The organism is Pseudomonas sp. LRP2-20 (assembly GCF_024349685.1).
Lineage (GTDB): Bacteria > Pseudomonadota > Gammaproteobacteria > Pseudomonadales > Pseudomonadaceae > Aquipseudomonas.
The window spans coordinates 4,041,900-4,061,554 of the sequence record NZ_AP025944.1 but is presented as its reverse complement, the minus strand read 5'-3'; the positions used below and the strand labels follow the sequence as shown (position 1 = coordinate 4,061,554).

Sequence of the window (19,655 nt, the reverse complement as noted above, 5' to 3'; positions counted from 1 at the left end):
AGGTTGACCCATGGCACGTTCGCTCACCACCACTCCCAAGGCCGATGGTTTCCGCCTGCCTGGCGAATTCGAGCGCAAGGCCGGCTGCTGGCTCGGCTGGCCAGAGCGCCCCGATGTCTGGCGCAATGGCGCAAAGCCTGCGCAAAAGGTCTGGGTCGAGATCGTCACGGCCATCGCCTCCAGCGAGCCGGTCACGGTCTGCGCCTCGGCTGCCCAGTACGCCAACGCCCGGCGCCTGCTGCCGCCGCAGGTGCGGGTGGTGGAAATGACCTGCAACGACACCTGGTTCCGTGACAGCGGTGCCTGTTTCGTGGTCAATGACACCAGCGGCGAAGTACGGGGTGTGGACTTCGAGTTCAATGCCTACGGCGGACTAGATGGCGGCCTCTACTACCCCTGGGACAAGGATGACCAGATCGCCCAGAAGATCCTCGAGATCGAAGGCCTGGACCGCTACCGCGCGCCGTTGATCGCCGAGCTTGGCGGCATCCAGAGTGACGGCCAGGGCAGCCTGCTGACCACCGAGCAGTGCCTGCTCAACCGCAACCGCAATGCCCACCTGGGCAAGGCCGAAGTGACGCGTCGCCTTGAAGACTACCTGGGTGCCGAGCAGGTGATCTGGCTGCCGCGTGGTTGCAAGTTCGACGAGACCGATGGCCACGTCGACGACCTGGCCTGCTTCGTGCGCCCCGGTGAAGTGGTGCTGCAATGGACCGACAACCGTGACGACCCGCAGTGGGAGATCTACCAGGAGGCCTACGACATCCTGCGCAGTACCCGCGATGCCCGTGGCCGTGAACTGAAGGTGCACAAGTTGCCGCAACCCGACGTGCTGGAGTGGACTGCCGAAGAAGCGGCCGGGCTCGATCAGGTCGACGGTACTCACCTGCGCGAGGCAGGCACGCGTATCTGCGCTTCGTACATCAACTACTACGCGGGCAACTCGGCCATCGTCGTGCCGCTGTTTGGCGACCGCAATGACGCCATTGCCCAGGCAACCCTGGCGGAGCTGTTCCCTGATCAGCGCATCATCGGTATCCAGAACTCCCGCGAGATCCTGCTGGGAGGTGGCAATGTCGCCTGCATCACCATGCCGCAATACGCAGGAGGCCGCCGCTGATGAAGCTGAGCGCATTCACGATTGCGCTCGCCCTGGGCTGCGCCGCCTCGGCGGCCCAGGCTGCCGACGCACAACAGGCGACCGTCAACCTGTACATCTGGGGCGAATACCTTGCCCCCGACACCTTGACCCAGTTCGAGAAGGAAACCGGCATTCGTGTGGTTGCCGATCACTTCGACTCGCTGGAAACCGCCGAGACCAAGCTGTTGACTGGCGGCAGTGGCTACGACGTGGTGCTCACTGCCGGTCAGCACCTGAGCCGGGCGATTGCCAGCGGCGCCCTGCAGCCGCTGGACAAGGCCAGGTTGCCGCACCTGGCGGGCGTCGGCGAAGAGTTTCGCCAGCACATGGCCTTGTTCGACCCCGGCAACCGCTATGCCGGGACCTATGCCTGGGGCACCACAGGGGTGGGCTACCAGCAGCAGGCCGTAACGGCGCGCATGGGCGATGCGCCGCTGGACAGCTGGGCGATGCTGTTCGATCCGCAGGTGGTGGCGAAATTTGCCGACTGCGGGGTGAGCCTGCTCAACGACCCCAACGAGGTGTTCGCCGCGGTGATGCGCTACATGGGCCTGGACATCAATCAGCAGCGTCTTGAGGACCTGAAAGCGGCGGAGGTGCAACTGCGCAAGATACGCCCGTTCATTCGCTACTTCGACAATGATCGCAACATCAACGACCTGGCCAATGGCGAAACCTGCGTGGCGATGTCGTGGAACGGCAACGTGGCCATTGCCCAAGGGCAGGCGCAGCAGGCGGGCAAGGCGTTTGCGCTGGATTACAGCATTCCGAAGGAGGGCACGTTGATCTGGTTGGACGCTTTGGTGGTGCCCAAGGATGCGCCGCATCCGGACGCTGCATGGAAGCTGGTGGATTACCTGATGCGACCGGATGTGATCGCGCCGATTACCGACACCATCCATTACGCCAATGCGATCACGGCGGCGGATGGGCTGGTGGATGCGCAGATCCGCAATGCGCCGGGGACCTATCCGCCGGCCGAGGTGCGGGCACGGTTGTATGGCAAGAATGACAATGGCAAAGCCTTCAACCGCGAGCTGACCCGGGCGTTCAGCCGGTTGAAGAGTGGGACCTGACGGGTGATTTGTAATGGCTGTACTGGCCTCTTCGCGGGCAAGCCCGCTCCCACAAGTGCCGCGCAGATACTGAAAGTTGTAACGACCTGTGGGAGCGGGCTTGCCCGCGAAGAGGCCAGCACAGGCAACACATCAGCTGGATGGCTTACGCCGAGGTTGCCTTGGCTTGCGGGCAGCGGGTTTGCCCTCGGCGGCCTTGCCTTTCCCGGTACTGCGCCGCTTTTTCTTCCAAGGTGCCGCCTTGCCAACGGCCGGCCCGGTAATGGTCATGCGCATCCCGCGGCAACGCTCCACCAGCTTGCCCATCCACGCCGACTGGCGAGCGACGAACTCTTCCAGGCTCATCTCGCCACTTTGCACCATGTCCAGCGCCTGCTCCCAGATTGCCGTGGTACCCGGGTCGGCTATGGCGCGGGGCACGGCGTCGATCAGGCTGAACGCGGCCGGGGTGGCGGACAGCGCCTTGCCGTTCTTCACCAGATAACCACGGTCGAGCAGGCCCTGGATGATGCTGGCACGGGTGGCTTCGGTGCCGATGCCGGTGGTTTCCTTGAGCTTTTGCTTGAGCCGCGGGTCGTCCACCAGCTTGGCAACGTTCTTCATCGCCTTGATCAGGTCGCCTTCGGTGAACGGCTTGGGCGGCTGGGTCCACAGGTCTTTGAGCTGCAGGCCGTGCACGTTGCAGTCCTGGCCTTGGTGCAGGGCCGGCAGCACCTGGGCTGGCTGGGCTTCGCGGCCCTTGGCCGGGGTCAGCGCCTCGGGCAGGGCGCGGCGCCAGCCGGGCTCGACGATCTGCTTGCCGACTGCGCGCAGGGCATGGCCGGCGCAGTCGAATTCGGCCTGGGTACGGTCGTATTCGTGGTTGGGCAGGAACTGCGCCAGGTAACGTGCACGGATCAGCGTGTAGACCGCCTTGTGCTTGGCGGGCAGGCGTGCCGGGTCGCTGGCGGCGGCGGTGGGGATGATGCCGTGGTGGGCGCTGACCTTGGCGTCGTTCCAGGCGCGTGAGCGGCGTTGCGGCTCCAGGTGCGCTTGCAGCGGCGCCAGGCTGGTGTCGGCGCGCTGCAGCGCGGCGAGGATGGCCGGGGCCTCGCCGTGCTGGCTGACGGGCAGGTAGCCGCAGTCGCTGCGCGGGTAGGTGATCAGCTTGTGGGTTTCGTACAGCGCCTGGGCGATGTCGAGGGTTTCCTGGGCGCCGAGGCCGAACTTTTTCGAGCACAGCTCTTGCAGGGTGCCGAGGTCGAAGGGCAGCGGGGCGGCCTCGCGCACGCGTTCGGTGGCGACCTTGAGTACCCGCGCAGTACCGGCCTTGTTCATATCTGCAGCGGCCTGCTGGGCCAGCGCCTGGTTCAGGCAGCGGCCCTGGTCGTCGCAGGCGTCTTCCGGCGCACGCCACTGGGCGCTGAAAGTGTGCCCTGCCGTTTCGAGCTGTACGTCGATGGCCCAGAACGGCACAGGTACGAAGTCGGCGATGCTGCGGTCACGGTCCACCACCAGGCGCAGGGTCGGGGTCTGCACCCGGCCCACCGGCAGTACGCCCTGGTAGCCAGACTGGCGGCCGAGCAGGGTGAACAGCCGGCTCATGTTCATGCCGATCAGCCAGTCGGCGCGAGAGCGGCCCAAGGCCGAGTGGTAGAGGTTGAAGGTGTCCTGGCCAGGCAGCAGGCGCGCCAGGGCCTTGCGGATCGAAGCGTCGTCCAGGGCCGATAGCCACAGGCGCTGGATCGGGCCACGGTAACGGCAGTGCTCGACCAGCTCGCGGGCGATCATTTCGCCTTCCCGGTCGGCGTCGGTGGCGATCACCAGTTCGCGGGCTTCGCCGAGCAGGCGCTTGACCGCCTTGAACTGACTGGCAGTCTTGGGCTTGACCAGCATTTTCCACTTTTCCGGGATGATCGGCAGGTCGGCCAGGTTCCAGCGCTTGTAGCGGTCGTCGTAGCTGTCGGGTGGGGCGGTTTCCAGCAGGTGGCCGATGCACCAGGTCACGCAGACGTCGGTGCCCTGCCAGCAGCCGTCGGCCTTGCGGTTGGCACCGAGCACCTTGGCGATGTCTTTGGCCTGGGAGGGTTTTTCGCAGAGGAACAGGCGCATGGCCGGGAACGCTTCATCGGGGAATGATGGGCACTAGGATGCGCAAGCGGGGGCGCGGAGGCAAGTTTTATCTGGATGGATGTACAGGTTTTTGTCAGTGGAAGTGTCTTCAGCCTGTGCCGGCCTCTTCGCGGGCAAGCCCCCTCCCACAGGGATCGCACAGTTTTCAGAAGCTGTGGAGTAACTGTGGGAGCGGGCTTGCCCGCGAAGAGGCCGGTGCAGGTCAAGGATCAGGCGCGCGAGTCGCGCACCATGTCCACGTGCGGAATGCCGGCTTCGAGGAATTCCTCACTGACTACGCGAAAGCCCAGGCGCTCGTAGAACGGCGTGGCATGCACCTGTGCACTGAGCATCTGCTGCTTCAAGTCACGCTCCTGCGCTTCGACGATCACTGCATTCATCAGCGCATCGCCCACTTTCAGGCCGCGCCAGTCCTTGAGCACCGAGACCCGGCCGATGGTGCCGTCAGGCAGCAGGCGAGCGGTGCCGATCGGGTAGTCGCCTTCCAGCGCCAGGAAGTGCGCGGCGCCCGGATCGTCCGAATCCCATTCCAGCTCTGGCGGTACATGCTGCTCGGCAATGAACACGGCTTCGCGGATACGGCGGATATCAGCGTTGTCCTTGTGCCAGTCGGCAAGGCGCACACGAATCTTATTCATTGGCGAATCCCAGGCTTCCTTGTTTGATCAGCTGCTGTACCAGCATAAGGCCGTCCTCATCCTGCAACCACTGCTCAAGGTTGTCGATGTGTAACGCGTCGGCCGAGCACACCAGCTTCAGCAGTTCACGCAGCTTGGCCGGCAGCGGGCAGCTGCGGCCGCTGGCGAACAGCATCAGGTCGTCGCCAAGCTCGGACCAGGCCATGCGGGCGCTCGGGTTGCGGATCAGGATGGCGCCGTCTTCCAGGGCTTCGACCAGTTCGTCTTCGTCCAGCTCTTCACCGACCACCTGCTCCGGGTAGCGCGGCTCGGTCATGAACTGGCCGAACCAGGTCAGCAGCAGGTCCTTGTCGTTCATGTGCTTGTCCATGAGCGCCTTGAGGCGGTCGAGGGCGTCATGCTGGATCTGGTGCGGGTCGCTGGCAGGCTGCGCGTCGGCATCGCTGTAGCGCTCTTCGTCTGGCAGGAACTGGCCAAGGAAGTCGGTGAAGTGGGTCAGCACTTCGGCGGCGCTTGGGGCGCGGAAGCCGACCGAGTAGGTCAGGCAGTTGTCCACGGCCACGCCGTAGTGGGCCAGGCGCGGTGGCAGGTAGAGCATGTCGCCCGGCTCCAGGGTCCACTCGCCGCTCTGTTCGAACTCGGCGAGGATGCGCAGGTCGGCGTGCTCCAGCAGCGGGCTGTCGCTGTTGCACATCTGGCCGATCTTCCAGTTGCGCTCGCCGTGGCCCTGCAGCAGGAACACGTCGTAGTTGTCGAAGTGCGGGCCGACGCTGCCACCCGGGGTGGCGAAGCTGATCATCACGTCATCGATACGCCAGCTTGGCAGGAAGCGGAAGTGCTCCAGCAGCTCGGCAACTTCCGGGACGAACTGGTCGACGGCCTGCACCAGCAGGGTCCAGTCCTTCTCCGGCAGCTCGGCAAAGGTGTCTTCGTTGAACGGGCCGCGGCGCAGCTCCCATGGGTGGGCGCCGTGCTCGAGGACGATGCGCGACTCGACTTCCTCTTCCAGGGCCAGGCCGGCCAGCTCGTCGGGGTCGATCGGGCTTTCGAAGTCCGGGAAGGCCTGGCGCACCAGCAGCGGCTTCTTCTGCCAGTAGTCGCGCATGAATTCGCGGGCCGAGATGCCGCCGAGCAGCTGCAGTGGAGTATCAGGATTCATGTTCAACCTATTGAAAAAACGTAATTTTCGTCCGGGAATAAAAACGCCCGGCCAGGCCGGGCGTTGAACGCGACGGTCAGCTTAGATGCGTTTGGCCTGGGCTGCCGCGTTACCGATGTAGGTAGCGGGGGTCAGCAGCTTCAGTTCGGCCTTGGCGTCGGCAGGCATGTCGAGGCCGTCGATGAAGGTCAGCAGCGCTTCTGGCGTGATGCCCTTGCCGCGGGTCAGCTCCTTGAGCTTCTCGTAGGGGTTCTCGATGTTGAAGCGGCGCATCACGGTCTGGATCGGCTCGGCGAGGACTTCCCAGCAGGCGTCCAGGTCGGCGGCGATACGGGCCTCGTTGACTTCCAGCTTGCCGATGCCTTTCAGGCTGGCTTCGTAGGCGATGACGCTGTGGGCAAAGCCCACGCCCAGGTTGCGCAGCACGGTGGAGTCGGTCAGGTCACGCTGCCAGCGCGAGATCGGCAGCTTGCTGGCCAGGTGCTGGAACAGTGCGTTGGCGATACCCAGGTTGCCTTCGGAGTTTTCGAAGTCGATCGGGTTGACCTTGTGCGGCATGGTCGACGAGCCGATTTCGCCGGCCACGGTCTTCTGCTTGAAGTAGCCCAGCGAGATGTAGCCCCAGACGTCGCGGTCGAAGTCGATGAGGATGGTGTTGAAGCGGGCGATCGCATCGAACAGTTCGGCGATGTAGTCGTGCGGCTCGATCTGGGTGGTGTACGGGTTGAACTGCAGGCCCAGCTCGTCTTCGATGAAGGCGCGGGCGTTGGCTTCCCAGTCGATCTGCGAGTAGGCCGACAGGTGGGCGTTGTAGTTGCCCACGGCGCCGTTGATCTTGCCCAGCAGCGGCACGGCGGCAACCTGGGCGATCTGGCGCTCCAGGCGGTACACGACGTTGGCCAGCTCTTTGCCCAGGGTGGTCGGCGAAGCCGGCTGACCGTGGGTGCGCGACAGCATCGGCACGTCGGCGTGGGCGTGGGCCAGGGCGCGGATGGCGTCGGCGATCTGGCGCATCAGCGGCAGCAGAACTTCATCACGGCCGGCGCGCAGCATCAGGGCGTGGGACAGGTTGTTGATGTCCTCGCTGGTGCAGGCGAAGTGGATGAACTCGCTGACCTTGGCCAGCTCAGGCAGCTTGGCGGCCTGCTCCTTGAGGAGGTATTCGATCGCCTTGACGTCGTGGTTGGTGGTGCGCTCGATTTCCTTGACGCGTTCGGCGTGCTCGAGCTTGAAGTCGGTGGCCAGGCTGTCCAGCAGGGCATTGGCTTCGGCGGAGAACGCCGGCACTTCGCCGATCTGCGGGTGGGCGGCCAGGCGCTGCAGCCAGCGCACTTCGACCAGGGCGCGGAAACGGATCAGGCCGAATTCGCTGAAAATGGGGCGCAAGGCCTGGGTTTTGCCGGCGTAACGGCCGTCTACAGGGGAAACCGCAGTGAGCGAAGAAAGCTGCATGGGGTGTTCTCGGACAGTCAGGCTTTTGGAAGGGCGCATATCATACATGAATTTTGCGCCCGGGTCGGGTGGCTGACCAAAGGTCGGGCCTGTTTGAATCTGTTGGCAGACCCTGTGGGAGCGGGCTTGCCCGCGAACACCGGCATAGCCGGTGCCATCCACCGAGTCGTCTGCTTCGCGGGCAAGCCCGCTCCCACAGGGTTGGGTGTCACCCGTCAGGAAGGCGAACGCATCATGTCGTACAGTTCGTTGAGCAGCTTGCGCCGGCTGAACACCAGCTGCCAGCGGTGCCCGCCCAACTGGCGCCACAGGCGCGCGGCACGGATGCCGGCGAGCAGCAGGGCACGGATCTTCGAGGCGTTGCTGGCCTGCTGCAGGAAGCGCATGTCGCCGTGCACCTGAATGCGTTGGCGCAAGGTGCTCAGGGTGTCCTGGTACAAGGCTCCACTGGAAGCGATGACGTTTTCGTGAACCAGGCCGAAATGGTCGGCCTGTGACTGGATCTGTGGCAGGCGGTTGCCGATGGTGTCGAGCAGGTCGCTGCGTTTGTTCAGCTGGCGCTCCAGGCCCAGCATCGACAGGGCGTAGCGCAGGGGCTCGCGCTGCAGGCTGCTGGGGTCGCGCTCCAGGGCGCCGACCAGGGCGCGATAACCGTCACGCAGGTTGAGGTCGTCACCGCCGAACACCTCCAGGGTGTCCTTGGGGTCGCGGACCAGCAGGCTGCCGAGCATGCAGCCGATATTGGCTTCGCTGGCCTGGCCGGTGCGGGCGATGCGGTCGACCAGCACGGCGGCCTGGAACACGCCGCCCAGGGCAATCAACTGCTCCTGCAGGTTGCTCATGCGCGCGGGCTCCACGGCTCGGCCGTTTCGATCACGCCGCCGCCCAGGCAGACTTCACCGTCGTAGAACACCACCGACTGGCCTGGGGTCACGGCGCGCTGCGGCTCGTCGAACACGGCGCGGTAGCCGGTTTCGGTCAGCTCCAGAGTGCACTGCTGGTCACTCTGGCGGTAGCGCACCTTGGCCGTCAGGCGGCGTTGGCTGCTCAGGTCGATCGGGTTGACCCAGAAGATTTCCGAGGCGAGCAGGGCGCGGGAGAACAGCCATGGGTGTTCGTTGCCCTGGCCGACCACCAGCACATTGCGGGTCAGGTCCTTGTGCAGCACGTACCACGGTTCGTCACCGGCGTCCTTCAGGCCGCCGATACCAAGGCCCTGGCGCTGGCCGATGGTGTGGTACATCAGGCCGTGGTGGCGGCCGATCACTTCGCCGTCAGTGGTCTCGATGTCGCCTGGCTGGGCCGGCAGGTACTGCTTGAGGAAGTCGCTGAAGCGACGCTCGCCGATGAAGCAGATACCGGTGGAGTCCTTCTTCTTGGCGGTGGCCAGGCCGTGTTTTTCGGCGATGGCGCGGACCTCTGGCTTTTCCAGTTCGCCGACCGGGAACAGGGTGCGGGCAATCTCCTTGCCGCCGACGGCGTGCAGGAAGTAGCTCTGGTCCTTGTTCGGGTCCAGGCCCTTGAGCAGCTCGGTGAGCGCGCCGGTGTCGCGGCGGCGCACGTAGTGGCCGGTGGCGATCAGGTCGGCACCCAGCGACAGGGCGTAGTCGAGGAATGCCTTGAACTTGATTTCGCGGTTGCAGAGGATGTCCGGGTTGGGCGTGCGGCCGGCCTTGTATTCCTCGAGGAAGTGCTCGAACACGTTGTCCCAGTATTCGGCGGCGAAGTTGGCGGTGTGCAGCTTGATGCCGATGCGGTCGCACACGGCCTGGGCGTCGGCCAGGTCTTCACGGGCAGTGCAGTATTCGGTGCCGTCGTCTTCTTCCCAGTTCTTCATGAACAGCCCTTCCACCTGGTAGCCCTGCTCCATGAGCAAAAGGGCGGAGACGGAAGAGTCCACGCCGCCGGACATGCCGACGATGACGCGGGTCTTGGCGGGGTCTTTGAGTGCTGGGCTGGTCATGGGTACCGGTGTGTATCAAGGGGGAAAAACGCCGATTCTATCAAAACCGGCGCGGCGCGTCAGTCGCGTAGCAGGTCGAGGCTGTGCAGCGGGCCTTTCAGGTAGTCATCGAGGCAGCGTGGCACCAGCTCGCTGCGCCAGCGGGCGGGGTCGGCCAGCAGTTCGTCGCGGGTCAGCCACACGGCGCGGACGATGTCGCTGTCCAGGGCCAGGTCGGCATGGTGGCGCACAGGGCGGGCGGCGAAGCAGATGCGCTGGTAGGTCACGCCGTTGCTCGGGGCGGTATACAGGTAGATGCCGACCACGCCGGTGAGTTCGACTTCCCAGGCGGTCTCTTCCAGGGTTTCGCGCAGGGCGGCCTGGGGCAGGGTCTCGTTGGGTTCGAGGTGGCCGGCGGGCTGGTTGAAGACGTGCTGGCCTGCCTTGAATTCTTCGACGAAGAGGAACTTGCCTTGGTCTTCGACGATGGTGGCGACGGTGATGTGGGGTTGCCAGGTCATGTGCGGTGTCCTTTCAGATTGCCGGGACCGCTTTGCGGCCCTTCGCGGGCAAGCCCGCTCCCACAGGTACCGTGCAGGTCTCGGTGTCTGCACCTTTCCTGTGGGAGCGGGCTTGCCCGCGAAGGGCTGCGCAGCAGCCCTAATCCCAGAAAGCACAAACCCCGGTGCGTGGCCGGGGTTTGTGCTGTTACATCAAGCGAACCTTACAGGGCAGCAATTGCGCTGTTCAGGGTCTGGCTTGGGCGCATCACCTTGGCGGTCAGCGCGGCATCCGGGGCGTAGTAGCCACCGATGTCGGCCGGCTTGCCCTGAACGGCGTTGAGCTCGGCGACGATGGTCTCCTCGTTCTCGGTCAGGGTCTTGGCCAGTGGGGCGAAGCGTGCCTGCAGGGCGGCGTCGTCGCTCTGGGCAGCCAGGGCCTGGGCCCAGTACAGGGTCAGGTAGAAGTGGCTGCCGCGGTTGTCGATACCACCGACTTTGCGCGAAGGCGACTTGTTGGTGTCGAGGAACTTGCCAGTGGCCTGGTCCAGGGTGTTGGCCAGGACCTTGGCGCGCGGGTTGTCGTAGGTGTTGCCCAGGTGCTCCAGGGAAGCAGCCAGGGCCAGGAATTCACCCAGCGAGTCCCAACGCAGGAAGTTCTCTTCCACCAGCTGCTGCACGTGCTTCGGTGCCGAACCACCGGCGCCGGTTTCGAACAGGCCACCGCCGTTCATCAGCGGCACGATCGACAGCATCTTGGCGCTGGTGCCCAGCTCCATGATCGGGAACAGGTCGGTCAGGTAGTCGCGCAGCACGTTGCCGGTCACCGAAATGGTGTCCTTGCCTTCGCGGATGCGGGCCAGGGAGAACTTGATGGCGTCGACCGGCGCCAGGACGCGGATGTCCAGGCCGGTAGTGTCGTGATCCTTCAGGTACTTCTGCACCTTCTCGATCATCACGCCGTCGTGGGCGCGGGCCGGGTCCAGCCAGAACACCGCCGGGGTGTTGCTCAGGCGGGCACGGTTGACGGCCAGCTTGACCCAGTCCTGGATCGGCGCGTCTTTGGTCTGGCACATGCGGAAGATGTCACCGGCTTCGACGTTCTGCTCCAGAACGACCTTGCCCTTGCCATCGACCACGCGCACCACGCCGTCGGCCTGGATCTGGAAGGTCTTGTCGTGGGAGCCGTACTCTTCGGCTTTCTGTGCCATCAGGCCAACGTTCGGCACGCTGCCCATGGTGGTCGGGTCGAAGGCGCCGTTGGCCTTGCAGTCTTCGATGGTGGCCTGGTAGATGCCGGCGTAGCAGCGATCCGGGATGATCGCCTTGGCATCCTGCAGTTCACCTGCAGTGTTCCACATCTTGCCCGAGTCGCGGATCATCGCTGGCATCGAGGCGTCGACGATGACGTCGCTCGGCACGTGCAGGTTGGTGATGCCCTTGTCGGAGTTGACCATGGCCAGGGCTGGACGCTCGGCGTACAGGGCCTGGATGTCGGCTTCGATTTCGGCCTGCTTGTCGGCTGGCAGGTCCTTGATGCGGGCGTACAGGTCGCCGATGCCGTTGTTGGCGTTGAAGCCTACTTCAGCCAGGGCTGCAGCGTGCTTGACCAGTACGTCGTTGTAGAATTCTTCGACGATGACGCCGAACATGATCGGGTCGGAAACCTTCATCATGGTGGCTTTCAGGTGCACCGACAGCAGCACGCCGGAGGCCTTGGCATCGGCGATCTGCTCGGCGATGAAGGCTTTCAGGGCCTTGCGGCTCATGGTGGCGCAGTCGACGATTTCGGCAGCTTTGACGGCAGTCTTGGCTTTCAGCACGGTGGTGCTGCCATCTTTGCCGACCAGCTCGATGCGCAGGCTGTCGTCAGCTTCGATCAGCGCGGCTTTTTCGCTGCCGTAGAAGTCGCCGTTGTTCATGTGGGCAACGTGCGACTTGGAGTCGGCGGCCCAGGCGCCCATCTTGTGCGGGTGCTTGCGGGCGTAGTTCTTGACCGACAGCGGCGCGCGGCGGTCGGAGTTGCCTTCGCGCAGCACCGGGTTCACGGCGGAGCCCTTGATGCGGTCGTAGCGGGCGCGGGACTCTTTCTCGGCCTCGGTGGACGGCTCGTCGGCGTAGTCAGGGATGTTGAAGCCCTTGCCTTGCAGTTCCTTGATCGCGGCCTTGAGCTGCGGTACCGAGGCGCTGATGTTCGGCAGCTTGATGATGTTGGCTTCAGGGGTGGTAGCCAGCTGGCCCAGTTCCGCCAGGTGATCGCCTACTTGCTTCTCTGCGCCCAGTTGCTCCGGGAAGGCGGCAAGGATACGGCCGGCCAGGGAAATGTCGCGAGTTTCGACGGCGATGTCAGCCGAAGCGGTGAAGGCTTCGACGATCGGCAGCAGCGAGTAGGTGGCGAGGGCGGGGGCTTCGTCGGTGAAGGTATAGATGATCTTGGAACGGGTGGGCATGCGGGTTAACTCTCTGTGTGCTGAGCGTGCTCGAGTCTCGTGTTGCGCAGGGTAGGCGCATCGCCCTGGCAACGCCATGAGCGGAAAGTCGAGAGGCTGCGAGCGGTGATGGTGGATGCATCAGTCGAGCGTCAATGCTGAGCTGCGGTAACAGTCCAGACTTTTCTGGCCAGGCTTTTCGGCCATTCATGGCCAAGGGCGGTCCGCATTTTCCTGGGATTCGCCCCGGTGACCCTTCGGTCGCGGCGGAGTATACCAAACCATTTGGGCTATTCAGCAAGGCGAAGTGATATCGGCGCCATTTATAAGACCAAAGATGTAGGGGCAATGTGGCGTAGTGACGCACCATCGGCGGGGTATTCTTCGCGGGCAAGCCCGCTCCCACAGCTTGCAGGTCGACAGATGTGGTTTAGGCTCATTGGATCGCAGGATGTCCAATCACACCCGACAGCGGAGTAGTGCAAGCATGGGATACCAGAAAATCAAGGTTCCGACCGACGGCGCCAAGATCACCGTCAATGCAGACCATTCGCTCAACGTTCCTGACAACCCCATCATTCCTTATATCGAAGGCGACGGGATTGGCGTCGATGTTTCGCCCGTGATGATCAAGGTGGTCGATGCCGCCGTGCAGAAAGCCTATGGCGGCAAGCGCAAGATCGCCTGGATGGAGGTGTATGCCGGCGAGAAGGCCACCCAGGTCTACGACCAGGACACCTGGCTGCCCCAGGAGACGCTGGATGCGGTGAAAGACTACGTGGTTTCGATCAAGGGGCCGTTGACCACACCGGTCGGTGGCGGTATCCGCTCGCTGAACGTGGCCTTGCGCCAGCAGCTCGACCTTTATGTGTGCCTGCGCCCGGTGTTGTGGTTCCAGGGCGTACCAAGCCCGGTGAAGAAGCCTGGCGACGTCGACATGGTGATCTTCCGCGAGAACTCCGAGGACATCTATGCCGGTATCGAGTGGAAGGCCGGTTCACCTGAGGCGAACAAGGTGATCAAGTTCCTCAAGGAGGAAATGGGCGTCACCAAGATCCGCTTCGACCAGGACTGCGGCATCGGCGTCAAGCCGGTTTCCCGCGAGGGCACCAAGCGCCTGGTGCGCAAGGCCCTGCAGTACGTGGTGGACAACGACCGCGAGTCGCTGACCCTGGTGCACAAGGGCAACATCATGAAGTTCACCGAAGGTGCCTTCAAGGATTGGGGCTACGAAGTGGCCCGCGACGAGTTCGGCGCCGAACTGCTCGATGGCGGCCCATGGATGAAGTTCAAGAACCCCAAGAGCGGCCGCGAGGTGATCGTCAAGGACGCCATCGCCGACGCCATGCTCCAGCAGATCCTGCTGCGCCCGGCCGAGTACGACGTGATCGCCACCCTCAACCTCAACGGTGATTACCTTTCCGACGCCCTGGCGGCGGAGGTGGGCGGCATCGGCATCGCGCCGGGCGCGAACCTGTCCGATACCGTGGCCATGTTCGAGGCCACCCACGGCACCGCGCCGAAATACGCCGGGCAGGACAAGGTCAACCCGGGCTCGGTGATTCTCTCGGCAGAGATGATGCTGCGCCATATGGGCTGGACCGAGGCGGCCGACCTGATCATCAAGGGCACCAATGGCGCGATTGCGGCCAAGACCGTGACCTACGACTTCGAGCGGCTGATGGACGGTGCCAAGCTGGTGAGCAGTTCGGGCTTTGGCGATGAAATGATCAAGCACATGTGAGTCAATTGAAAACCGGCCGCTTCTGCTAAAGAAGCGGCCGGTTCTTTCGTATCCCGGCAGAGAGCAGGGTGGTCAGACTTGCACGGTCTCGCCCTCGGAGTGGCCTACGGCGTTGGTCGCAGCGGCAGCGGCAACGGCGGCGTCCTTGATCTGGACCGCATGCAGGCCTTTGGGGCCCTGAATGATCTCGAACACCACGGACTGACCTGCCTTGAGGGTCTTGTAGCCTTCCATCTGGATCGCGGAGTAGTGCGCGAACAGATCGTCGGTTTTTCCCTCTTCGTTGATGAATCCGTAGCCCTTGGCATTGTTGAACCACTTGACTTTACCGCTTGCCATCCCTATGTCCCTCTGCAAAGGACTCCATCACTGGAGTATCATCCACTTCATCCGCATACGAACCATGCGAAAAATCTGGTTGACTGCGCGGATCTTTATCGACCACGGTGGGTTCTTATTGGTTGTAACACCGTTTTGCCGTTAGTCAAGGTCAGGTGGCGCGTGCGCCAGCGGCCGCCAATGCAGTCAACCCACAACCTTAACCTGACGCTCATGATGAAATTCTTTCCATGCATGCACCCAGTGAGATTCGACTAACATTCAATCAGGATCGCCCGCAATCGAATGAGGACGACGGCTCAGGGCTTGCGGTACAGGAAGCCAAGCCGATCCTGCAGGCGCCACCGATGTACAAGGTGGTTTTGTTCAACGATGACTACACGCCGATGGATTTCGTCGTCGAAGTGCTCGAAACGTTCTTCAGTCTGAACCGCGAGCTGGCGACCAAGATCATGCTGACCGTCCATACCGAAGGGCGGGCAGTGTGCGGATTGTTTACCCGTGACATCGCCGAAACAAAGGCCATGCAGGTCAACCAATACGCCAGGGAAAGCCAGCATCCGCTACTCTGTGAAATCGAGAAGGACGGTTAATCGCCGACCACTTGGGTATGAGGTGAAGCTATGTTAAACCGCGAGCTCGAAGTCACCCTCAATCTTGCCTTCAAGGAGGCTCGTTCGAAACGTCATGAATTCATGACCGTCGAACATCTGCTGCTGGCACTCCTTGACAATGAGGCTGCTGCGACCGTTCTGCGCGCCTGTGGCGCCAATCTCGACAAGCTCAAGCACGACCTGCAAGAGTTCATCGACTCCACTACACCCCTGATCCCCGTCAACGACGAAGACCGCGAAACCCAGCCAACCCTGGGCTTCCAGCGTGTGCTGCAACGTGCCGTGTTCCACGTGCAGAGCTCCGGCAAGCGCGAAGTCACCGGTGCCAATGTGCTGGTGGCGATCTTCAGCGAACAGGAAAGCCAGGCCGTGTTCCTGCTGAAACAGCAGAGCGTGGCCCGTATCGACGTGGTCAACTACATCGCCCATGGTATCTCCAAGGTGCCGGGGCACGGTTCGCACGCCGAGAGCGACCAGGAAATGCAGGACGAAGAGGGTGGCGAAACCTCCTCTTCGAGCAACCCGCTGGATGCCTACGCCAGCAACCTGAACGAGCTGGCCCGTGCCGGCCGTATCGACCCGCTGGTGGGTCGTGAGCAGGAAGTCGAGCGCGTGGCGCAGATTCTGGCCCGCCGGCGCAAGAACAACCCGCTGCTGGTCGGTGAGGCTGGCGTCGGCAAGACCGCCATCGCCGAAGGCCTGGCCAAGCGCATCGTCGACGGCCAGGTGCCTGACCTGCTGGCGCAGAGTGTGGTCTATTCGCTGGACCTCGGTGCGCTGCTGGCCGGTACCAAGTACCGTGGCGACTTCGAGAAGCGCTTCAAGGCGCTGCTCGGCGAGCTGCGCAAGCGCCCGCAGGCGATCCTGTTCATCGACGAAATCCACACCATCATCGGTGCCGGTGCGGCGTCGGGTGGGGTGATGGATGCGTCCAACCTGCTCAAGCCGCTGCTGTCGTCCGGTGAAATCCGTTGCATCGGTTCGACCACCTTCCAGGAGTTCCGTGGCATCTTCGAGAAAGACCGTGCCCTGGCACGGCGTTTCCAGAAGGTCGATGTCAGCGAGCCATCGGTCGAAGACACTGTCGGCATCCTGCGTGGCCTGAAAGGCCGCTTCGAGAGCCACCACAACATCGAGTACAGCGACGAAGCCCTGCGCGCCGCCGCCGAACTGGCCTCGCGCTACATCAATGACCGGCACATGCCGGACAAGGCCATCGACGTGATCGACGAGGCGGGTGCCTATCAGCGCCTGCAGCCTGAGGCGAACCGGGTCAAGCGCATCGACGTGCCGCAGGTCGAGGACATCGTGGCCAAGATCGCGCGGATTCCGCCGAAGCATGTCACCAGCTCCGACAAGGAGCTGCTGCGTAACCTCGAGCGTGACCTGAAGCTGACCGTGTTCGGCCAAGACGCGGCTATCGACTCGCTGGCTACGGCCATCAAGCTGTCCCGTGCCGGCCTGAAGTCGCCGGACAAGCCGGTCGGTTCGTTCCTGTTCGCCGGCCCGACCGGTGTCGGCAAGACCGAGGCTGCGCGGCAGCTGGCCAAGGCGCTGGGTGTCGAGCTGGTGCGCTTCGACATGTCCGAGTACATGGAACGCCATACCGTGTCGCGCCTGATCGGTGCGCCGCCAGGCTACGTTGGTTTCGACCAGGGCGGCTTGCTGACCGAAGCGATCACCAAGCAACCGCACTGCGTGCTGCTGCTCGATGAAATCGAGAAGGCCCACCCGGAAGTCTTCAACCTGCTGCTGCAGGTGATGGACCACGGTACCCTGACCGACAACAACGGGCGCAAGGCCGACTTCCGTAACGTGATCCTGATCATGACCACCAACGCCGGCGCTGAAACCGCTGCGCGGGCCTCGATCGGCTTCACCCATCAGGACCATGCGTCCGATGCCATGGAAGTCATCCGCAAGAGCTTCACGCCGGAGTTCCGCAACCGTCTGGACACCATCATCCAGTTTGGCCGCCTGAGCACCGAGACGATCAAGAGCATCGTCGACAAGTTCCTCATCGAACTGCAGGCACAGCTGGAAGACAAGCGTGTGCTGCTGGAAGTCAGCGATGCCGCCCGCGGCTGGCTGGCGGTTTCCGGCTACGACGTACAGATGGGCGCACGGCCGATGGCGCGGCTTATCCAGGACAAGATCAAGCGGCCGCTGGCCGAAGAGATCCTGTTTGGCGAGCTGGCCGAGCACGGTGGCGTGGTGCATGTCGACCTGCGCGATGGCGAACTGGTGTTCGACTTCGAGACCACGGCTGAGGTTGCCTGACAGCGGGGGCAGGGCTGTACCTGTGGGAGCGGCTTCAGCCGCGAACACCGGCGCAGCCGCTGCCATCCACCGCGTTGGGCTCTTCGCGGGTGAACCCGCTCCCACAGGGCTGCTACGCAACCCCAAGCAATCTGGCAGGCACAAAAAAGCCCGGCACATGGCCGGGCTTTTTCATGGCTAGAGCTTAGCGCGCACGATAGGTGATGCGGCCCTTGCTCAGGTCGTAGGGCGTCAGTTCGACGCGGACCTTGTCGCCAGTGAGAATACGGATGTAGTTCTTGCGCATCTTTCCGGAGATGTGCGCGGTTACGACGTGCCCGTTTTCCAACTCCACGCGGAACATGGTGTTGGGCAGGGTGTCGACGACAGTACCTTCCATTTCGAAGCTGTCTTCTTTCGACATGCAGTAGAGCCCTCGGATCCAGTGTTGGCCCGACGCATAACCGCACCGGGCAAAAAAGTGGCGTGGATTATGCCGGAAAACTGTGTGTCAAGCCAATGCTTTCAGTTGAGGGTGACCCAGCGCTGGTTTATCAGCAGCTCGATAGGTCGATACTGCGTCTTGTAATTCATTTTCTTGCAGTTCTTGATCCAGTAGCCCAGGTAGACCGCCTCCAGGTCCTGGCGCAGGGCTTCGGTGATCTGCCAGAGAATGGCAAAGCGCCCGAGGCTGCGGCGCTCTTCCTCAGGTTCGTAGAAGGTGTACACCGCCGACAGGCCGTTGGGCAGCAGGTCGCATACGGCGACTGCCAGCAAGCGGCCTTCCAGGCGAAACTCGTAGAACCAGCAGAACGGTAGGTCGCGGACCAGGAAGGTGGAAAACTGATCGCGGCTCGGCGGGTACATGTCGCCATCGGCATGGCGGGTCTCGATGTAGCGCCGGTAGAGGTCGAAATACTCCTCCTTGAACGCCGGGCGAGCGGCGGTCACGGTCAGGTCGGCGTTGCGCTTGAGGATGCGCCGCTGCTGGCGGTTGGGAATGAAACGCGCGGCAGGGATGCGCGCGGGCACGCAGGCATTGCAGTTCTGGCAATGCGGGCGGTACAGGTGGTCGCCACTGCGCCGAAAGCCCATTTCCGACAGGTCGGCATACACGTGCACGTCCATCGGCTGGCTGGGGTCGAGGAACAGCGTGGTGGCCTGTTCGTCCGGCAGGTAGCTGCAGGAGTGGGGTTGAGTGGCATAGAACTTCAACCGCGCCAACTCTGTCATGATCAACCCCCTCGGTGAGACGTTGCTTTAAGTGTAAGCCAGCTCGCAGAACTCGCCTAGCAAACCCAGGTGGCGCTGTTGGGCTGGTCGAGGTGTTGCGCCAGGTACTCGGCGAAGCGGGCGCGGCTGATGGCGCGGGCGCCAAGGCTGTGCAGGTGGTTGGTCGGCATCTGGCAGTCGATCAGCACGAAGCCGGCCTGGCGCAAATGCTCGACCAGTGTCACGAAGCCGACCTTGGAGGCATTGTCGGCGCGGCTGAACATCGATTCGCCGAAAAACAGCCTGCCAATAGCCAGGCCGTACAGGCCGCCAACCAGCTGGCCGTGCTCGCGCACTTCCACCGAATGGGCGATGCCGCGCCGATGCAGTTCGCAGTAGGCATTGCGCATGGTGTCGGTGATCCAGGTGCCGTCGGCATAGTCGCGCGGTGCCGCGCAGGCGGCGATTACCCCAGGGAAGTCAGTGTCGAAGCTGACCTGGTAGCGGCTCTGGCGCATCAGCTTGGCCAGCGAGCGCGAGACGTGCAGCTCGTCCGGGAACAGCACCGTGCGCGGGTCGGGCGACCACCAGAGGATCGGCTGGCCGTCCTGGTACCAGGGGAAGCAGCCGTGCCGGTAGGCTTGCTCCAGGCGCTCGGGGCTCAGGTCGCCGCCAGCGGCGAGCAGGCCGTTGGGGTCGTGCAGGGCCTTTTCCAGGGGCGGGAAGGTCAGCGAGTCGCGGGTCAGCCAGGTGAGCATGGTCTATCGTGCGGTGGGGGAGGGGAGAGGGCAGCATGGCGCGCAGGGCTTGCGGGGTCAATGCCGGCAGGGTCAAGAGGCATTGGCGGGCAGCAGAATAGGCAATTTCCTACACATTCATGAAACCACAGGCACCATCCGCTACATTTGCTGTCACACCTGTGCAAAAACACAGCATAAGCCTTTGTCACGAAAGAAAATGCGTGCTCAAATTGCACCTATACGAAAGTCGCCCCCACTCAAGCTCCATACGGCGCGCCGTCATGGCGGCTGGCGGGCA

The 19,655-nt window shown here is 63.4% G+C and carries 17 protein-coding genes; 5 read left to right on the top strand and 12 right to left on the bottom strand.

The window, feature by feature from the left end; genetic code table 11:
• Positions 1 to 10 precede the first annotated feature (10 nt).
• Together aguA and OCX61_RS18215 are read left to right on the top strand one after the other, a co-directional pair.
• Positions 11 to 1,120: an agmatine deiminase gene (gene aguA, locus OCX61_RS18220; RefSeq protein WP_261940776.1), complete on the top strand. Its 1,110-nt coding sequence runs from the start codon at positions 11 to 13 to the stop codon at positions 1,118 to 1,120.
• Positions 1,120 to 2,217 carry an extracellular solute-binding protein gene (locus tag OCX61_RS18215; RefSeq protein ID WP_261940775.1) on the top strand — a complete coding sequence of 366 codons (1,098 nt, stop codon included), beginning with the start codon at positions 1,120 to 1,122 and terminating at the stop codon, positions 2,215 to 2,217. Before aguA ends, OCX61_RS18215 begins: the two co-directional genes overlap by 1 nt.
• A gap of 132 nt (positions 2,218 to 2,349) precedes the next feature.
• Here the strand turns inward: OCX61_RS18215 and OCX61_RS18210 are convergent, their stop codons facing one another.
• The 8 genes from OCX61_RS18210 to OCX61_RS18175 form a co-directional block, all read right to left on the bottom strand.
• A complete protein-coding gene (locus OCX61_RS18210) occupies positions 2,350 to 4,308 on the bottom strand; it encodes a DNA topoisomerase III (protein ID WP_261940774.1) in 1,959 nt (652 codons plus the stop codon).
• A 230-nt stretch (positions 4,309 to 4,538) separates the two neighbouring features.
• Positions 4,539 to 4,967 carry a GNAT family N-acetyltransferase gene (locus tag OCX61_RS18205; protein ID WP_261940773.1) on the bottom strand — a complete coding sequence of 143 codons (429 nt, stop codon included), beginning with the start codon at positions 4,965 to 4,967 and terminating at the stop codon, positions 4,539 to 4,541.
• Positions 4,960 to 6,126 (bottom strand): ribosomal protein uL16 3-hydroxylase, encoded by a 1,167-nt coding sequence (locus OCX61_RS18200; RefSeq protein ID WP_261940772.1) that lies wholly within the window; start codon positions 6,124 to 6,126, stop codon positions 4,960 to 4,962. Before OCX61_RS18200 ends, OCX61_RS18205 begins: the two co-directional genes overlap by 8 nt.
• Positions 6,127 to 6,207: 81 nt before the next feature.
• Positions 6,208 to 7,578 carry an adenylosuccinate lyase gene (purB, locus tag OCX61_RS18195; protein ID WP_261940771.1) on the bottom strand — a complete coding sequence of 457 codons (1,371 nt, stop codon included), beginning with the start codon at positions 7,576 to 7,578 and terminating at the stop codon, positions 6,208 to 6,210.
• Between the two features lie 215 nt (positions 7,579 to 7,793).
• Positions 7,794 to 8,420 (bottom strand): high frequency lysogenization protein HflD, encoded by a 627-nt coding sequence (hflD, locus tag OCX61_RS18190; RefSeq protein WP_261940770.1) that lies wholly within the window; start codon positions 8,418 to 8,420, stop codon positions 7,794 to 7,796.
• Positions 8,417 to 9,541: a tRNA 2-thiouridine(34) synthase MnmA gene (mnmA, locus tag OCX61_RS18185; protein ID WP_261940769.1), complete on the bottom strand. Its 1,125-nt coding sequence runs from the start codon at positions 9,539 to 9,541 to the stop codon at positions 8,417 to 8,419. The genes hflD and mnmA overlap by 4 nt, the downstream gene beginning before the upstream one ends.
• A gap of 59 nt (positions 9,542 to 9,600) precedes the next feature.
• On the bottom strand, positions 9,601 to 10,041 hold the full coding sequence (locus tag OCX61_RS18180) for an NUDIX hydrolase (RefSeq protein ID WP_261940768.1): 441 nt from the start codon (positions 10,039 to 10,041) through the stop codon (positions 9,601 to 9,603).
• A 203-nt stretch (positions 10,042 to 10,244) separates the two neighbouring features.
• On the bottom strand, positions 10,245 to 12,470 hold the full coding sequence (locus OCX61_RS18175; RefSeq protein WP_261940767.1) for an NADP-dependent isocitrate dehydrogenase: 2,226 nt from the start codon (positions 12,468 to 12,470) through the stop codon (positions 10,245 to 10,247).
• 466 nt (positions 12,471 to 12,936) lie between these two features.
• Between OCX61_RS18175 and icd the strand changes: the two genes are divergently transcribed.
• Positions 12,937 to 14,193 carry an NADP-dependent isocitrate dehydrogenase gene (icd, locus tag OCX61_RS18170; protein WP_261940766.1) on the top strand — a complete coding sequence of 419 codons (1,257 nt, stop codon included), beginning with the start codon at positions 12,937 to 12,939 and terminating at the stop codon, positions 14,191 to 14,193.
• A gap of 72 nt (positions 14,194 to 14,265) precedes the next feature.
• Here icd and cspD read toward each other — a convergent pair whose 3' ends face one another.
• Entirely contained in the window at positions 14,266 to 14,532 is a 267-nt protein-coding gene (gene cspD / locus OCX61_RS18165) for a cold shock domain-containing protein CspD (RefSeq protein ID WP_315973260.1), read from the bottom strand.
• A gap of 230 nt (positions 14,533 to 14,762) precedes the next feature.
• Between cspD and clpS the strand changes: the two genes are divergently transcribed.
• Both clpS and clpA read left to right on the top strand, forming a co-directional pair.
• On the top strand, positions 14,763 to 15,125 hold the full coding sequence (clpS, locus tag OCX61_RS18160) for an ATP-dependent Clp protease adapter ClpS (protein ID WP_003251220.1): 363 nt from the start codon (positions 14,763 to 14,765) through the stop codon (positions 15,123 to 15,125).
• A 30-nt stretch (positions 15,126 to 15,155) separates the two neighbouring features.
• Positions 15,156 to 17,426: an ATP-dependent Clp protease ATP-binding subunit ClpA gene (clpA, locus tag OCX61_RS18155; RefSeq protein ID WP_261940765.1), complete on the top strand. Its 2,271-nt coding sequence runs from the start codon at positions 15,156 to 15,158 to the stop codon at positions 17,424 to 17,426.
• 184 nt (positions 17,427 to 17,610) lie between these two features.
• On the opposite strand, the gene infA is transcribed toward clpA, so the two are convergent.
• The 3 genes from infA to aat form a co-directional block, all read right to left on the bottom strand.
• Positions 17,611 to 17,829 carry a translation initiation factor IF-1 gene (gene infA, locus OCX61_RS18150; RefSeq protein ID WP_002553999.1) on the bottom strand — a complete coding sequence of 73 codons (219 nt, stop codon included), beginning with the start codon at positions 17,827 to 17,829 and terminating at the stop codon, positions 17,611 to 17,613.
• Between the two features lie 101 nt (positions 17,830 to 17,930).
• Positions 17,931 to 18,638: an arginyltransferase gene (locus tag OCX61_RS18145; protein ID WP_054886817.1), complete on the bottom strand. Its 708-nt coding sequence runs from the start codon at positions 18,636 to 18,638 to the stop codon at positions 17,931 to 17,933.
• 56 nt (positions 18,639 to 18,694) lie between these two features.
• The gene (aat, locus tag OCX61_RS18140; protein WP_261940764.1) at positions 18,695 to 19,375 is read right to left on the bottom strand and encodes a leucyl/phenylalanyl-tRNA--protein transferase; all 681 of its coding nucleotides are present in this window, start codon (positions 19,373 to 19,375) and stop codon (positions 18,695 to 18,697) included.
• Positions 19,376 to 19,655 lie beyond the last annotated feature (280 nt).

Excerpts from the sequence above, each read along its gene's own strand:
- OCX61_RS18210 (WP_261940774.1), bottom strand. The coding sequence starts at position 4,308 with ATGCGCCTGTTCCTCTGCGAAAAACCCTCCCAGGCCAAAGACATCGCC.
- OCX61_RS18215 (WP_261940775.1), top strand. The coding sequence starts at position 1,120 with ATGAAGCTGAGCGCATTCACGATTGCGCTCGCCCTGGGCTGCGCCGCC.
- aguA (WP_261940776.1), top strand. The coding sequence starts at position 11 with ATGGCACGTTCGCTCACCACCACTCCCAAGGCCGATGGTTTCCGCCTG.
- purB (WP_261940771.1), bottom strand. The coding sequence starts at position 7,578 with ATGCAGCTTTCTTCGCTCACTGCGGTTTCCCCTGTAGACGGCCGTTAC.
- clpS (WP_003251220.1), top strand. The coding sequence starts at position 14,763 with ATGCATGCACCCAGTGAGATTCGACTAACATTCAATCAGGATCGCCCG.
- OCX61_RS18205 (WP_261940773.1), bottom strand. The coding sequence starts at position 4,967 with ATGAATAAGATTCGTGTGCGCCTTGCCGACTGGCACAAGGACAACGCT.
- clpA (WP_261940765.1), top strand. The coding sequence starts at position 15,156 with ATGTTAAACCGCGAGCTCGAAGTCACCCTCAATCTTGCCTTCAAGGAG.
- mnmA (WP_261940769.1), bottom strand. The coding sequence starts at position 9,541 with ATGACCAGCCCAGCACTCAAAGACCCCGCCAAGACCCGCGTCATCGTC.
- OCX61_RS18175 (WP_261940767.1), bottom strand. The coding sequence starts at position 12,470 with ATGCCCACCCGTTCCAAGATCATCTATACCTTCACCGACGAAGCCCCC.
- OCX61_RS18145 (WP_054886817.1), bottom strand. The coding sequence starts at position 18,638 with ATGACAGAGTTGGCGCGGTTGAAGTTCTATGCCACTCAACCCCACTCC.
- OCX61_RS18200 (WP_261940772.1), bottom strand. The coding sequence starts at position 6,126 with ATGAATCCTGATACTCCACTGCAGCTGCTCGGCGGCATCTCGGCCCGC.
- aat (WP_261940764.1), bottom strand. The coding sequence starts at position 19,375 with ATGCTCACCTGGCTGACCCGCGACTCGCTGACCTTCCCGCCCCTGGAA.
- icd (WP_261940766.1), top strand. The coding sequence starts at position 12,937 with ATGGGATACCAGAAAATCAAGGTTCCGACCGACGGCGCCAAGATCACC.
- infA (WP_002553999.1), bottom strand. The coding sequence starts at position 17,829 with ATGTCGAAAGAAGACAGCTTCGAAATGGAAGGTACTGTCGTCGACACC.
- OCX61_RS18180 (WP_261940768.1), bottom strand. The coding sequence starts at position 10,041 with ATGACCTGGCAACCCCACATCACCGTCGCCACCATCGTCGAAGACCAA.
- hflD (WP_261940770.1), bottom strand. The coding sequence starts at position 8,420 with ATGAGCAACCTGCAGGAGCAGTTGATTGCCCTGGGCGGCGTGTTCCAG.
- cspD (WP_315973260.1), bottom strand. The coding sequence starts at position 14,532 with ATGGCAAGCGGTAAAGTCAAGTGGTTCAACAATGCCAAGGGCTACGGA.